General features: G+C 72.2%; 10 protein-coding genes. 6 read left to right on the plus strand and 4 right to left on the minus strand.

Annotated features, from left to right (window positions below; genetic code table 11):
* Nucleotides 1-52: 52 nt before the first annotated feature.
* Nucleotides 53-886 (minus strand): pentapeptide repeat-containing protein, encoded by an 834-nt coding sequence (locus tag OIU81_RS11415; protein WP_329146467.1) that lies wholly within the window; start codon nt 884-886, stop codon nt 53-55.
* 177 nt (nt 887-1063) lie between these two features.
* On the opposite strand from OIU81_RS11415, the gene OIU81_RS11420 reads away from it, so the two are divergent.
* Nucleotides 1064-1561: a YfbM family protein gene (locus OIU81_RS11420; protein WP_329155045.1), complete on the plus strand. Its 498-nt coding sequence runs from the start codon at nt 1064-1066 to the stop codon at nt 1559-1561.
* A gap of 84 nt (nt 1562-1645) precedes the next feature.
* Nucleotides 1646-2197 (plus strand): hypothetical protein, encoded by a 552-nt coding sequence (locus OIU81_RS11425; protein ID WP_329146469.1) that lies wholly within the window; start codon nt 1646-1648, stop codon nt 2195-2197.
* Between the two features lie 28 nt (nt 2198-2225).
* Here OIU81_RS11425 and OIU81_RS11430 read toward each other — a convergent pair whose 3' ends face one another.
* Complete coding sequence (locus OIU81_RS11430; protein WP_329155047.1) at nt 2226-3083, minus strand: rhomboid-like protein; 858 nt, start codon at nt 3081-3083, stop codon at nt 2226-2228.
* A 267-nt stretch (nt 3084-3350) separates the two neighbouring features.
* On the opposite strand from OIU81_RS11430, the gene OIU81_RS11435 reads away from it, so the two are divergent.
* The 4 genes from OIU81_RS11435 (at nt 3351) to OIU81_RS11450 (ending at nt 10089) form a co-directional block, all read left to right on the plus strand.
* Nucleotides 3351-4115, plus strand: coding sequence for a spermidine synthase (locus tag OIU81_RS11435; RefSeq protein ID WP_329146471.1), 765 nt, complete (start codon nt 3351-3353; stop codon nt 4113-4115).
* A 74-nt stretch (nt 4116-4189) separates the two neighbouring features.
* Nucleotides 4190-4930: a response regulator transcription factor gene (locus OIU81_RS11440; RefSeq protein ID WP_189099012.1), complete on the plus strand. Its 741-nt coding sequence runs from the start codon at nt 4190-4192 to the stop codon at nt 4928-4930.
* The gene (locus tag OIU81_RS11445; protein ID WP_329146474.1) at nt 4927-6051 is read left to right on the plus strand and encodes a sensor histidine kinase; all 1125 of its coding nucleotides are present in this window, start codon (nt 4927-4929) and stop codon (nt 6049-6051) included. The genes OIU81_RS11440 and OIU81_RS11445 overlap by 4 nt, the downstream gene beginning before the upstream one ends.
* Nucleotides 6052-6288: 237 nt before the next feature.
* Nucleotides 6289-10089, plus strand: coding sequence for a multifunctional oxoglutarate decarboxylase/oxoglutarate dehydrogenase thiamine pyrophosphate-binding subunit/dihydrolipoyllysine-residue succinyltransferase subunit (locus OIU81_RS11450; protein WP_329146476.1), 3801 nt, complete (start codon nt 6289-6291; stop codon nt 10087-10089).
* Between the two features lie 104 nt (nt 10090-10193).
* Here OIU81_RS11450 and fxsT read toward each other — a convergent pair whose 3' ends face one another.
* Together fxsT and OIU81_RS11460 are read right to left on the minus strand one after the other, a co-directional pair.
* Nucleotides 10194-13262 (minus strand): FxSxx-COOH system tetratricopeptide repeat protein, encoded by a 3069-nt coding sequence (gene fxsT / locus OIU81_RS11455; RefSeq protein WP_329146478.1) that lies wholly within the window; start codon nt 13260-13262, stop codon nt 10194-10196.
* A gap of 112 nt (nt 13263-13374) precedes the next feature.
* On the minus strand, nt 13375-14562 hold the full coding sequence (locus OIU81_RS11460; protein ID WP_329146480.1) for an FxsB family cyclophane-forming radical SAM/SPASM peptide maturase: 1188 nt from the start codon (nt 14560-14562) through the stop codon (nt 13375-13377).
* Between the last annotated feature and the right edge of the window lie 50 nt (nt 14563-14612).

Here is a 14612-nt window from a genome sequence, read left to right on the forward strand (position 1 = left end):
GATCAGGGGCACCCGGCGCCGGGCGGTGGCCCGCCGGGGCGCCGGCCCGCGGCTACCAGTGGGCGGGGCGGGTCAGGGACGGCGGCAGCGTGGTGGCGGCGTCGCCCCGGGCCGCGTCGATCTGCGCCTGGGTGAGGAACAGGGCACCCGTGAGGTCGGCGCCGGCGAGCCGGGCGTCCCGCAGATCGGCGCCGATCAGGTCCGCCGTGCGCAGATCGGCGCCCGTGAGGTCGGCGGCGATCAGGCAGGCCCCGCGGAGGCAGGCGCCCCGCAGGTCGGCCCCCTTGAGGCGGGCGCCCATCAGATCGGCGCCCCGCCGCTGCTTCTTGCGCCCCGGGACCGCGGCCCGGACCAGTTCGCTGGTGCGCAGCAGCAGGGCGTTGACCTCGCCCCGGTGGGCCGGCACGTCCAGCGCCATCAGCTCCCGGGCGCTGCCGCGGGTCAGGCCCCCGGTCTTCTCCCGCGCGGCCCGGAGTTCGGCGTGGACCGGCTGGGCCGCCGGCAGGGTCAGCGCCTCGGACAGGTACCACAGCAGCTCGTGCAACTGCCGCATGACGGGGAAGACGTCGAACATCTGCCGGGCGGTCCCCGGGGCGCTCCGCCAGTCCCGTCCGCCGAAGGTGACCTGGGAGACCTTCTGCCCGGCACCGAAGCAGTCGAAGACGGTGCAGCCGCTGAAGCCACGGTCCCGCAGCTGGGAGTGGATGCCGCAGCGGAAGTCCGTTCGGAGGTTCGGGCAGGGCCGGCCGGCGTCCTTGTCGAGGGCGAAGTCCGCCGAGGCCGCGAACGGCAGCGCGACACAGCACAGCCCGAAGCAGCTGGCGCAGTCGGACCGCAGACCGGGATCGGCGGTGTCGGGAACCGGGGACTCGTGGGGAGAGGACAAGGCGCGTGCACTCCTGCGGCCGGCGGGCACGGCCCGGGGCCGCGCACGGAAGGGACGCCCATTCTCCCAAGCGCCACGGGGGCGCCGCGGCCAGGCGGTCGGGTGTGCCGCCGCCGGGCAACAGCGTGCCGGGCGGCGGGCGTTGTCAGTGGTCGGCCCTAGCCTCGTCCCATGAGCATGATCGGAGAGTACGCACGTGTCACACCTGCCGAACTCGACCGCGCCCTCGGCGATCCCGAGTGGGCGCTGACGCTGGTCAGCGCCCGGCGGGAGGCGGAGGCCGACGCGTGCCCGCAGCCGGCGTCGGCGCGCTGCCTGGACATCGACAAGGCCTGGGACGCCCTGGGATTCCTGCTGCGCCGCGCGGGCTTCCCGGTGGACATCGTCCATGGCGAGGAACCCGTCCCGGGCGCCGACGACTGGGGCTACGGCCCGCCCCGCTATCTCACCCCCGAGCAGGTGCAAAAGGCCGCCGCGGCGCTGGCGGAGATATCCGGTGACGGGCTGACGGCCGGTGTCGGCCCGGCCGACCTCGCCAAGGCGGAGGTGTACCCGACGATCGTCTGGGAGCGGGGCGAGCCGCTGGACTATGTGCGCGAGTATTACGAGCTGTTGCGGCCGTTCCTGTGCGCGGCGGCGGAGCAGGGGGACGGTGTGCTCATGTGGCTCGGATAGCGGCGCGGGCCACTCGGGCGTCAGGGCGCGTGGCGCCGCGTCGCGTCCTGCCTCACGCCCCGTCATGACTGCTACCTTCGCCGCATGGTGCAGCGGATGTCCGGAGTTTTCATCGGCGCATTCTTCGGCACGGTCTTCGTGGTCGCCAATGCGCACGCCCCGCTGAATCCGGTGCTCGGCATCGCCCTGCGGGTGCTCGCGGTGCTCACCTTCGCCGGACTGCTGGCGCTCGCCGTGCGGGCCGGGCGCCTCGGGCGGACCGCGACGGAGGGCCCCGAGCTGCCCCGGGCCGACTGGTTCCGGGGGAAGTTCGCGTTCGTCGTGGGGGCCGAGGCGGCGCTGCTGATCGGCGGGAATCTCGCGCTGCGGGAGGGCGGCGCGCCCCAGGAGACCACCGTGGCCTGGATCGCGCTGATCGTCGGCCTGCATTTCCTCGCGCTGACGGCGGTCTGGAAGCGGCGCAGCATCGCCGTCCCCGGCGCCGCGCTGACCGCGCTCGGTGTGGCCGGGCTGGGCATGGCGGCGACCTCCGCCGTGGTGTGGGTACCGTTCGTCAGCGGTGTGCTGTCGGGTGTGGCGCTGCTGGGCGGCTGCGCCTACGCCATCACCCATACGTACCGGTCGGCGCGGCCGTGAGGCCGTGAGACCGCCGGCCCGGTGAGCCTCAGGACGGGCCCGCGCCCTGCAGTGCGGGCCGGCCCAGGTCGCCGAGGAGCGGGGCGGGCCGGGCGTGGTGGGTGCGCCAGTGGCGCAGCAGCGGCCAGGCGGCGACGCCCAGGGTGAGCGAGAGCAGATGGCCCCAGTCGGTCAGCGGGTCGGCGTAGGCGAGCAGATCGGTCACCGCCAGGTAGCCGACGCCGGCCAGCAGCGGCCAGCGCAGCCAGGCCGGCAGCAGGCCCGCCAGGGCTCCTATGCAGGTCATCACGCCGAAGCTGATGCCGTAGTCGAGGCGGTGCAGGGAGCTCTCGGGCAGCCGGCCGGCGGCGACGGAGAAGGCGACGGGCAGTTCGGTGGCGAGGGTGGCCACCGCATGGCCGCCGAAGAAGACGGCGGCGGTGCGCAGTGCGCCCAGCCGCCGCTCCAGCGCCGTCAGGACGAAGAGGAAGCCGAGGGCGTAAGCGGAGGTCATCCCGCCGGCGATCCACAGGGCGCTGGCGACCAGCACCATCAGCGGGGAGCGCGCGAGATGCGCGACGTCCGTGCTGGAGCCCTGCAGCAGATCGGAGACCAGCCCCGGGTCGCCGTACTCGGCGAACAGCGAGGTGGCCACGAGCAGCACGGCGTACCCGAAGGTGAAGGGGGTGCCGGCGGGGGTGGGCAGCAGCCGCCAGGGTCGCCACCGCATGCCGGGCGTCCCGCCCGGACGGGCCGTGGCCCGCTGTGTCGCGGCCTCCCGGGCCGCGGCCGCCTGACCGCCGCGCTGCCGGGGGATCCCCGGCAGCAGGCCCGGCCCCCCGTCCGGGCCGGTGCCCGCCTGCGGAGTGCGCCCCGGGTCATCGGCCGGCGCGCGCCCGGCCCGCATTCTGTCGGCGGTTCCCAGCCAGCTCACGGTCCGAGGCCCCTTCCGTCCATGGCGCTTGCGGTGAGGCACGCCCGTGTTGCCCGGCCGTGATCCCTCTGCCCTGCTCAACGTTCCGGACCAGCGTGCATGCTCAACCCATGAGGAAGCTGTGCGAGTGACATCCCTCACGTGAGGCAACCGTCACCGCGGGCGCCACGTTCGCGCCGATCATGGCGGACACCCCCGAAACGATGGACCGGCCCGGCTGATATTGGCCACCATGTCGTCATGTCTCCCGTTACTCCCGCGCAGACCCCGGACGGGCACCCCGCGGCCCCGTTCACGCTCGACCGCCGCTTAGGCCCCCACGGAGAGGTGGTGCTGCGGCGGCGCGGCGCGGCCCCCGCCGATCCGAGAACGGGCGGGTCCGCGGCGCCCGTTGAGCCCGTGATCTACGAAATCATCGCCAACGGCTGCTTCCTGATGGACACCTCCGACGGCCGCTCCGAACGGCTGCTGGTCGACGCCGCGCTGGCCGCGCTGCCGGCCGGACGCCTCCGGCCCTCCGTGCTGATCGGCGGCCTCGGCGTCGGCTTCTCCCTGGCGCGCGCGGCCCGGCAGCCGCGCTGGGGCCGGATCGTCGTGGTCGAGCGCGAGGAGGCGGTCATCGACTGGCACCGCACGGGCCCGCTGTCGGCCGTCTCGGCGGACGCGCTGGCCGACCCGCGCGCCGAGATCCTGCACACCGACCTCGTCGCCCATCTGCGTACGGGGGCGGATCAAGAGACCTACGACGCCCTGTGTTTGGACATCGACAACGGCCCCGACTGGACCGTCACCGAGGACAACGGCAGCCTCTACTCCCCCGCCGGACTCGCCGCCTGCCGCGACTGCCTGACACCCGGCGGAGTGCTCGCCGTCTGGTCCGCGCGGCCCTCCCCGGCATTCGAGGAAGCCCTGCGAAATGCCGGATTCAACGGGGTACATACGGAAGAGATCCCCGTTGTCCGAGGCGTCCCCGACGTGGTCCATCTTGCGAGGAAGGGCGCGTAGCCGACAGTCACACCATGCCCGTACGCTGCTGCCCAGCAAGACGCGACCACGCAGGGGCAATGCAGGGGCGGGCGATGGACCAGACTCAGACAACGCAGGGCGGCGCCACCGCTGCCACGCCGGGTGCCCAGCGCCGGGTGCTGGTCGTGGAGGACGACCCGACGATCGTCGAGGCCATCGCGGCCCGGCTGCGCGCCGAGGGCTTCCAGGTCCAGACGGCCACCGACGGCCCGGCCGCGGTGGACACCGCCGAGGCCTGGCAGCCCGATCTGCTGGTCCTCGACGTGATGCTGCCGGGCTTCGACGGCCTGGAGGTGTGCCGCCGGGTCCAGGCCCAGCGCCCGGTGCCGGTGATGATGCTCACGGCCCGGGACGACGAGACCGACATGCTGGTCGGCCTCGGTGTCGGCGCCGACGACTACATGACCAAGCCGTTCTCGATGCGCGAGCTGGCCGCCCGGGTGCATGTCCTGCTGCGCCGGGTCGAGCGCGCCGCGCTGGCCGCGCACACCCCGCGCAGCGGCATCCTGCGGCTGGGCGAGCTGGAGGTCGACCACGCCCAGCGCCGGGTCCGGGTGCGCGGCGCGGACGTCCATCTGACGCCCACCGAGTTCGATCTGCTGGTCTGCCTGGCGAACACCCCGCGCGCGGTGCTCTCCCGTGAGCAGCTGCTGGCCGAGGTGTGGGACTGGGCGGACGCCTCCGGGACCCGCACGGTCGACAGCCACATCAAGGCGCTGCGCCGCAAGATCGGAGCCGAGCGGATCCGTACGGTCCACGGCGTCGGCTACGCCCTGGAGACCCCGGCCGCATGACGCGGTGGTGGCGAACGCCCCTGAGCCGGCTGTGGCAGCGGGTCTGGGAGGGGCTGCGCCCGCTGGACCCGTACCGCTCCGTCAAGGCCGCGCTCGGGGCGCTGGTCAGCGTCTCGGTGATCATCACCACACTGCTGGTGTTCGTCGCGATGCACTCCGCGACCGAGCTGCGGGTGATCACGATCTTCTCGGTCATCGCCTCGCTGCTGATCACCCAGTTCGTGGCCAACAGCCTGACCGCGCCGCTCGACGAGATGACGGATGTCACCCGCTCGATGGCGCACGGCAACTACAGCCGCCGGGTCCGCTCCGAGCGCCGTGACGAGTTCGGCGACCTGGCCGACGCCTTCAACCGCATGGCGGCCGACCTGGAGGCGGTGGACACCCACCGCAAGGAACTGGTGGCCAATGTCTCGCACGAGCTGCGCACCCCCATCGCCGCGCTGCGCGCCGTCCTGGAGAACGTCGTCGACGGGGTCAGCGAGCCCGACCCCGAGACGATGCGCACGGCGCTGCAGCAGACCGAGCGGCTGGGCCGCCTGGTCGAGCACCTCCTCGACCTCTCCCGGCTGGACAACGGCGTGGTGCCGCTGCACGCCCGGCGCTTCGAGGTCTGGCCGTATCTGTCCGGGGTGCTCAAGGAGGCCAACATGAGCCGCGGCGCCTCCACGCTCTCCGGGCATGCGGGCTCGGGCACCCACACCCGTACGGACGTCCATCTGCACCTCGACGTCTCACCCCCGGAGCTGACCGCGCACGCGGACGCCGAGCGGCTGCACCAGGTCGTGGCCAATCTCATCGACAACGCGATCAAGCACAGCCCCCGGCACGGCCGGGTCACGGTGCACGCGCGGCGCGGGGAGGGGCCTCAGAGCCTGGAGCTGGACGTGCAGGACGAAGGGCCCGGCATCCCCGAGTCGGAGCGCTACCGGGTCTTCGAGCGCTTCAATCGCGGCGGCCCGGCCCCCTCGGGCCCCGGCTCCGACGGCGGTACGGGCCTGGGCCTGGCCATCGCGCGCTGGGCGGTGGATCTGCACGGCGGACGCATCCGCGTGGCCGAATCACCACGTGGTTGCCGGATCCGGGTCACTCTTCCGGGGCTGGAGTCAGCTCGAGGCTGACGACCGCTGACGTAGGGTCGGTAGTGGAAGCGCTCCTTCAGGGGTGCTGCGGCGATGCTGCCTACCCGCACACAGGCAAACTCCGTGTGTTTCCCGCCAAGTCCTGCTCCGAAACCCGTCCGGGAATGTGACGTACGCGACGAGTGCCCCTCCCAGCCTGCATCCAGGGTCACAACAGGCGTAGCCTTTATTCCCGCTGTCCACCACCTTAGGAAGCGGAAGAGGGCGGTTGCCGCCGTGTCGCTACAGTCCCCCAACAGCTCGAGCATCTCGACCGACCGCGAGGGGCAGGGAAAGAACCCTGCCGCCGCGTTCGGTCCCAATGAGTGGCTCGTCGACGAGATCTACCAGCAGTACCTCCAGGACCCGAACTCGGTAGACCGAGCCTGGTGGGACTTCTTCGCCGACTACAAGCCGGGCGGTGCCACCGCGCCGAGCCAGCCGGCGGAGGGCTCTGCCTCCGCTCCGGCCGCCCCGGCTCCGTCGTCCCCGGCAGCGCCCCCCGCCGCCGCGCCGAAGCCCTCCACCGCCGAGCCGGCCACCCCGGCGGAGCCCGCCGCGAGCGCTCCGGCGCCCGCCCGGCCGGCGCCGGCCAAGAGCACCCCGGCCGCGAGCGCGCCGGCCAAGCCGGCCGCGAAGCCGGCGGCCGCGCCGTCCGCCGAGGTCACGGGCGGTCCCGAGTTCGTCACGCTGCGCGGCCCGTCGGCCGCCGTTGCGAAGAACATGAACGCCTCCCTGGAGCTGCCGACGGCCACGTCCGTCCGTGCGATCCCGGTGAAGCTGCTCTTCGACAACCGCATCGTGATCAACAACCACCTCAAGCGCGCCCGGGGCGGGAAGGTCTCCTTCACCCACCTCATCGGGTACGCGATGGTGCAGGCCCTCAAGGCCATGCCGTCGATGAACTACTCCTTCGCGCTGAAGGACGGCAAGCCGACGCTGGTCAAGCCCGAGCACGTCAACCTCGGTCTGGCCATCGACCTGGTGAAGCCGAACGGTGATCGCCAGCTCGTCGTCGCCGCCATCAAGAAGGCCGAGACGCTGACCTTCTTCGAGTTCTGGCAGGCCTACGAGGACATCGTCCGCCGGGCCCGCGACAACAAGCTGACGATGGACGACTTCACCGGCGTCACCGCATCGCTGACGAACCCGGGCGGCATCGGCACGGTCCACTCCGTGCCGCGGCTGATGCCCGGCCAGTCCATGATCATGGGCGTCGGCTCGATGGACTACCCGGCGGAGTTCCAGGGCACCTCGCAGGACGCCCTGAACAAGCTCGGTGTCGCCAAGGTCATGACGCTGACCAGCACCTATGACCACCGCGTGATCCAGGGCGCCGCCTCCGGCGAGTTCCTGCGGATCATGAACCAGCTGCTGCTGGGCGAGAAGGACTTCTTCGACGACATCTTCAAGTCGCTGCGGATCCCCTACGAGCCGGTCCGCTGGCTCAAGGACATCGACGCCTCGCACGACGACGACGTCACCAAGGCCGCGCGGGTCTTCGAGCTGATCCACTCCTACCGGGTCCGCGGCCACGTCATGGCCGACACCGACCCGCTGGAGTACCACCAGCGCAAGCACCCCGACCTCGACATCACCGAGCACGGTCTCACCCTGTGGGACCTGGAGCGCGAGTTCGCGGTCGGCGGCTTCTCCGGCAAGTCCATGATGAAGCTGCGCGACATCCTGGGCGTCCTGCGGGACTCGTACTGCCGCACCACCGGCATCGAGTTCATGCACATCCAGGACCCCAAGCAGCGCCAGTGGATCCAGGACCGGGTCGAGCGTTCGCACAAGTCGCCCGAGCGCGAGGAGCAGCTGCGCATCCTGCGCCGGCTGAACTCCGCCGAGGCGTTCGAGACGTTCCTGCAGACGAAGTACGTCGGCCAGAAGCGCTTCTCGCTGGAGGGCGGCGAGTCCGTCATCCCGCTGCTGGACGCGGTCATCGACTCCGCGGCCGAGTCGCGCCTGGACGAGGTCGTCATCGGCATGGCCCACCGCGGCCGCCTCAACGTCCTCGCCAACATCGTCGGCAAGTCCTACGCGCAGATCTTCCGGGAGTTCGAGGGCAACCTCGACCCGAAGTCGATGCACGGCTCCGGCGACGTGAAGTACCACCTGGGCCAGGAGGGCGTCTTCACCGGTCTGGACGGCGAGCAGATCAAGGTCTCGCTGGCCGCGAACCCCTCCCACCTGGAGGCCGTCGACCCGATCGTCGAGGGCATCGCGCGCGCCAAGCAGGACCTCATCAACAAGGGCGGCACGGACTTCACCGTCCTGCCGATCCAGCTGCACGGTGACGCGGCGTTCGCCGGCCAGGGTGTGGTCGCCGAGACGCTGAACATGTCCCAGCTGCGCGGCTACCGCACCGGTGGCACGGTGCACGTGGTCATCAACAACCAGGTCGGCTTCACCGCCGCCCCGGAGTCGTCGCGTTCGTCCATGTACGCCACCGACGTGGCCCGCATGATCGAGGCGCCGATCTTCCACGTCAACGGTGACGACCCCGAGGCCGTCGTCCGCGTGGCCCGTCTGGCCTTCGAGTTCCGCCAGGCGTTCAACAAGGACGTGGTCATCGACCTCATCTGCTACCGCCGCCGCGGTCACAACGAGTCGGACAACCCGGCCTTCACCCAGCCGCTGATGTACGACCTGATCGACAAGAAGCGCTCGGTGCGCAAGCTCTACACCGAGTCCCTCATCGGTCGCGGCGACATCACCCTCGAAGAGGCCGAGCAGGCGCTGCAGGACTTCCAGGGCCAGCTGGAGAAGGTCTTCACCGAGGTCCGTGACGCCACGACGACGCCGGCCGCCCCCGAGGTGCCGCAGCCGAAGGCCGAGTTCCCGGTCTACGTCGACACCGCGATCTCCCAGGAGGTCGTCAAGCGGATCGCCGAGTCGCAGGTCAACATCCCCGAGCGGGTCACCGTCCACCCGCGTCTGCTGCCCCAGCTGCAGCGCCGCGCGGCCCAGGTCGAGGACGACACCATCGACTGGGGCATGGGCGAGACCCTCGCCATCGGTTCGCTGCTGATGGAGGGCACCCCGGTCCGGCTCGCCGGCCAGGACTCCCGCCGCGGCACCTTCGGCCAGCGCCACGCGGTGCTGATCGACCGCGCGACCGGCGACGACTACACGCCGCTGCTCTACCTCTCCGAGGACCAGGCCCGCTTCAACGTCTACGACTCGCTGCTGAGCGAGTACGCGGCGATGGGCTTCGAGTACGGCTACTCCCTGGCCCGCCCGGAGGCGCTGGTCATGTGGGAGGCGCAGTTCGGTGACTTCGTCAACGGCGCCCAGACGGTCGTCGACGAGTTCATCTCCTCGGCGGAGCAGAAGTGGGGCCAGACCTCCGGTGTGACCCTGCTGCTCCCGCACGGCTACGAGGGCCAGGGCCCGGACCACTCCTCGGCCCGGATCGAGCGCTTCCTGCAGCTGTGCGCGCAGAACAACATGACGGTCGCCGCGCCGACGCTGCCGTCGAACTACTTCCACCTGCTGCGCTGGCAGGTCCACAACCCGCACCACAAGCCGCTGGTCGTCTTCACCCCGAAGTCGATGCTGCGTCTGAAGGCCGCGGCGTCGAAGGCGGAAGAGTTCACCACGGGCGGCTTCCGCCCCGTCATCGGTGACTCCACGGTCAAGGCCGAGGACGTCCGCAAGGTCATCTTCTGCTCCGGCAAGGTCTACTACGACCTGGAGGCCGAGCGGGACAAGCGCGGCGCGACCGACACGGCGATTGTCCGTATCGAGCGGCTCTACCCGCTTCCCGGCAAGGAGCTCCAGGCGGAGATCGCCAAGTTCCCGAACGCCGAGAAGTACCTGTGGACCCAGGAAGAGCCGGCGAACCAGGGTGCGTGGCCGTTCCTCGGCCTCAACCTGATCGACCACCTCGACCTGGCCGTCGGCGCCGATGTGCCGCACGGCGAGCGGCTGCGCCGGATCTCCCGGCCGCACTCCTCGTCGCCGGCCGTCGGTTCCGCCAAGCGCCACCAGGCGGAGCAGGCACAGCTGGTCGCGGAGGCCTTCGACGCCTGAGTCGGCAGGCCGCCGGGGTGACCGGTGGAACAGCGGAAGGGCCCGTCCCCGGTGGGGGCGGGCCCTTCCGCATGCCCGGGGGCGGGGCCCCGTTGCGGCGTCCGTCAGACGGGCTGCGGTTCGAAGTCCCAGTACGGGCGGCGGCGGCGCCGGGCGGAGAGGGTGTGCGGGTGCTCGGCGCCCAGCGTCTCGGAGAGCTGCCCGATGGCCTCCTGTTCCAGCTTGGCCGCCTCCTGGCCGCGGCGCAGCGCCCGCAGGTCCTCGGCCAGCGCCGTCATCGCGGACAGCGTCAGCGGATGGGCGTCCCCCAGCGTCGCCTTGGCGCGCCGCAGGGTGACCCGGCCCAGCTCCACCGCGCCCTCCTCGTCGTCCACCCGGCTGCGGGCCGCGCCGGCGTTCAGCGCACAGCCCAGCGTCCAGGGGTGGTCGGGGCCCATCGCCTCGGTCATCCCGCCGAGGGCGGCTTCCGCGAGGTCCAGCGCCTCGGCCTGGTCCCCGAACTCGCCGCGGACCAGCCCGACGTTGCCCAGCGTGCCGACGGTGTAGGGGTGGCGCTCGCCGGCCAGCGCGCGATAGCGCTCGGCGACCTCCTCGGCCAGGTCGCGGGCGTGCCCCAGATCGCCGTGCTCGCGCAGGAAGGTGGCGTGGTCCGCGCGCACCATCAGCGTCTCGGGATGGCGGGGACCCTGCACCCGGCGGGAGCGTTCGACGAGGTCGGCCAGCAGGGTGGCGGCGCGGGTGACCTCACCGGAGCGGCGCAGGCACAGCGCGAGGTTGTGTTCGGCGCGCAGCGTCTGCGGCGTGTGCGGGCCCATCACCTGCAGATGCAGCCGGGCGTTGAGCTCCTGGCTGGAGGCGGCGTCGCGGTAGCGGCCGAGCAGCCGCAGGGTGCGGGCGTGCGCGGTGCCCGCGTTGAGCGTCAGATGGTGCCGGGCGCGCAGTTCCCGCTCCCGGAAGGCGAGCACCTCGCGATGCGTGACCAGCGCCGCTTCGTACCGGCCGAGCAGGGCCAGGACATTGCCGAGGTTGTGCCGCGAGGACAGGGTGCGGGGGGCCTCCGGGCCGAGGAGTTCGGTGTAGGCCCGCCAGACGGCGTCGAAGAGGTCATAGGCCTGCGCGTAGGAGCCCAGCGCCATCAGCGTGCCGGCCAGGCCGTCCTGGGCCCGCAGCAGATCGGCGTCGGAGGGGCCGCGTTCGGTGGCGAGCTGGTCGACGACGGCGCTGCCGACGGCCTCGGCCTCGCGGTAGCGGCCGAGCCTGCGCAGCATGTTGGCGTGCTGGTGGGTGAGGACGAGCATGGTGCGCTGGGTGGCGGCCAGCCGGGTGCGCCAGCGGGACATGAACTGTTCGCACAGTCGCAGGCCCATGCGGTATTCGCCGCGGACCCGCAGATATTCGACGCAGTTGAGCAGCAGCTGCTGGACGGCCGGTTCGGGGCTGTCGAGGACGCCGGCCGGCTCCAGATGCGGGATCAGCTCGGCGTAGCGCTCCCAGCAGCGGGTGTCGGAGGGGTTCTGCGGGTCGGCGGTGACCAGCACCCGGCAGGCCGTCGCGGACATCTGGTCGCGCTCGTCCTCGGACATGTCGCTGCGCAGGAACCGGTGGTAGAGCCGGTGCATCAGCGCGGTCTCGACGGCCGGGTCGGCGTCCTCGGAGACCTGGTAGTCCAGGCGTACGGCGGTGGACTCGGTCAGCCGGCGCAGCGCGGTGTTCCAGCTGATCGGCTCGGCGGCCAGATCGGCGAGGTGTTCGGGCAGGTCGCCGCGGCGGGCCTGGGCGAGCATCGGGACGGGGATGGTGTCCGGGGCGAAGAACGCGAAGAGCTTGAGGAGTTCGACCGCCGCGGGGCTGCGCTCGCGCAGCGTGTTGAGCGTTATGGCCCAGCTGGTCTGGAAGGCCATGGGGTAGTCGGAGGAGATCCGGATGCCGACGAGGCTGGGCTCGCCGCGGCGGATCAGCTCGATGTACTCCTTGGGCGACATCGGGTTGGCGTCGAGCCAGGCGGCGGTCTGGGCGAGCAGCAGTGGCAGGTCCTGGACGGCGTCGGAGAGCAGATCGGCTTCCATCGGGGTCAGCCGTGGTGCGCGCCGCCGCGCGTAGGCGACGCTCTCGGCGCGGTCGAAGGGCAGCACCTCGGTCTCCTGGGCGCTGCCGGAGCCCGACCAGTCGCGGGTGAGGGTGGTGATCAGGACGTGTCCCCGGCCGTCGGGGACCAGATCCTCGATCTGCTCCATGTCGTCGGCGCTGTCGAAGATCAGCAGCCAGCGGCGGTAGGGGCGGCCGACGCGGAGCGCCTCGTGGACGGCGCGGATGCGGTCGCCCAGCTCCCGGCCGACGGGCAGGCCGAGGCGGGTGGCGAGTTCGGCGAGCTGTTCGCGGGCGGCGCCGCGGTTGGTGGCGCTGATCCACCACACCACGTCGTAGTCGTTGCCGAAGCGGTGGGCGTACTCGGCGGCGATCTGGCTCTTGCCGACGCCGGAGGTGCCGTACAGCGCGAGCCGGGTCTCCAGCGGCGGGCCCGAGCCCGTCTGGGAGCCGGCCAGCTTGCCGTGCAGCTCCTCGAGCACGCCGTCGCGGCCGGTGAAGCGGTTGTTGCGGCGTGGGATGTTCCACACCTCGGGAGGGTTGTTCGGGAAGCGGGGGGCTCCGGGCTCGTCCTCGTCCACGGGGCGGTGCGGCGCCCCGATGCCCAGCCGTTGCAGCACCCGGCGGTTGGCCTCGCGCGCGTCCAGGTCGCGCAGGTCGGCGGGGCGCAGCAGGGAGGCCGTGGCGGGCAGGCTCTGGGTGGCCACGCTCACCGCGGCGAACCGGTCGGCGTGCGGGGCCACCACTTCGCGCAGCGCGGCCGTCCACTCCTCCGGCGTCTTGGGGCCCAGCCGGAAGTACCAGTCGTCCAGCACGATCAGCAGCCGGCCCTCGGCCTCCAGCAGCCCGGACAGCTCGGCCACCAGCGCGGTGTCGGCGCGCGGGTCCCAGCGCAGCAGGGTGGTGCCGTGGCCCTGCTGTTCCAGCTGGTGGGAGATCCACGCGGCCCAGGGCCGGGTGAAGCCGGCGTAGCTGATGGTGATGTGCGCGCTGGAGCCGTCAGGACCGGAGGAGCCCGAAGAATGAGAGCCCGAACCCGAAGAACCCGAAGAACCAGAAGAACCAGAAGAAGTGGCCTGACCGACCATGCGACCGTCTCCCTGGGATGCGATGGTGCGCGCGTGCGCAGGCTGTTTCCCCGGGCACGCCCTGGCTTTTTGGCACGATAGCCCAAGTGTCCCTCCTGGTGGCGACAGTGCGTCAGGTCATATGGGGGTGCCGCCAGTTGGGCGTGATCGCGGTCTTCAGACGAGCTGCGATGTGCCGGATGAGGCGTTCCAGGTCGGGGCAGTAGACGGAGGGGTTGGTGAATCCGCTGCCGTCCGCGCGGTAGCGGTGCGCGTAGTTGCCGCCGCCGCAGACCTCCACCAGGGCGCAGGTGCGGCACTGTGCGCCCAGGCCGTCCCGGCCGGTGCGGCGGGCGGCCATGCCGGGGTGTGCCAGGGCCTGGTCGAAGGTGTGGTGGAAGACGTCGAGGCCGGTGGCCGCGGCGCCCTCGTAGGCGGATTTGAGCGAGTCCACCTGTTCGATGGCGCCGTCGGTGTCCACGATCACGGCGACGACCGGGGAGAGGCCGACCGCCTCGCTGGAGCCGGGGCGGCCCAGGAGCAGGCCGAGGATCTCGGTGAAGACCCGCACCCGGGGTGCGGGGCCGCCGTCCCACCACAGGTCGAAGACGGCGCACAGCCAGTCGCCGTACGGGGTGCGGCCGGTGGGGCCCGCGCCGCTTCCGGTGGCGGCGGGGGGAGGGCTGGACCAGTTGGCGTGCGGGAGGAGGAAGTCGAGCATCGGGGGGTCCAGGGCGCGCAGCGAGCCGTAGACCTCGGCGGGGTCGGCGGTGATGTCGATGGTGCACAGGATGCCGGCGTACACCCCGGGACGGTCGTGGAGCAGGCGCGCGGCGCGGGAGACCGCGGGCCAGGAGGGCCGGCCCGCGTGGTCGACCCGGCGGTGGTTGAGGGCGGGGGTGCCGCCGTCGAGGCTGAGGCCGAGCCGGAACCCGGCGGCGCCGAGGGTGTCGAGGATCTCCGGGGTCAGCAGGGTGCCGTTGGTCTGGACGCCGAAGTCGGCGGCGCAGCCGGCGGGCAGCGCGGCGCGGATCGCGGCGGCCTGTTCCAGGAGCGGGCCGGGGCCGGTGAGCAGCGGCTCCCCGCCGTGCAGATCGATCCGGACCGCGCGCAGCCGGTGGGTGCGGGCGTGTTCGGCGATGCGGCGGGCGGTCTGCCGGACGGTCGCCGCCGGGACGGCCGGCGGGCGGGTACGCCAGCTGCGGTCGGGGCCGGCGTAGATGTAGCAGTAGGTGCAGGCGAGGTTGCAGCGGCTGTGGACCTTCAGGACGAACTGCCGGAAGGGCACCACGGTGGTCCGGCCGCTCGTCTCCCCCGCCACGGCGTCGCCCCCTGCCTCGTCCCCTCGGCCCCCTCGTCCCCTCCTCGACG

The organism is Streptomyces sp. NBC_01454 (assembly GCF_036227565.1).
Taxonomy (GTDB): Bacteria; Actinomycetota; Actinomycetes; order Streptomycetales; family Streptomycetaceae; genus Streptomyces.

What these genes read in the sequence shown, in the direction of transcription:
- OIU81_RS11420 (WP_329155045.1), top strand. Translation starts at nt 1,064, where the DNA reads ATGATCGGAGAGTACGCACGTGTCACACCTGCCGAACTCGACCGCGCC.
- OIU81_RS11425 (WP_329146469.1), top strand. Translation starts at nt 1,646, where the DNA reads ATGGTGCAGCGGATGTCCGGAGTTTTCATCGGCGCATTCTTCGGCACG.
- OIU81_RS11430 (WP_329155047.1), bottom strand. Translation starts at nt 3,083, where the DNA reads ATGCGGGCCGGGCGCGCGCCGGCCGATGACCCGGGGCGCACTCCGCAG.
- OIU81_RS11435 (WP_329146471.1), top strand. Translation starts at nt 3,351, where the DNA reads ATGTCTCCCGTTACTCCCGCGCAGACCCCGGACGGGCACCCCGCGGCC.
- OIU81_RS11440 (WP_189099012.1), top strand. Translation starts at nt 4,190, where the DNA reads ATGGACCAGACTCAGACAACGCAGGGCGGCGCCACCGCTGCCACGCCG.
- OIU81_RS11445 (WP_329146474.1), top strand. Translation starts at nt 4,927, where the DNA reads ATGACGCGGTGGTGGCGAACGCCCCTGAGCCGGCTGTGGCAGCGGGTC.
- fxsT (WP_329146478.1), bottom strand. Translation starts at nt 13,262, where the DNA reads ATGGTCGGTCAGGCCACTTCTTCTGGTTCTTCTGGTTCTTCGGGTTCT.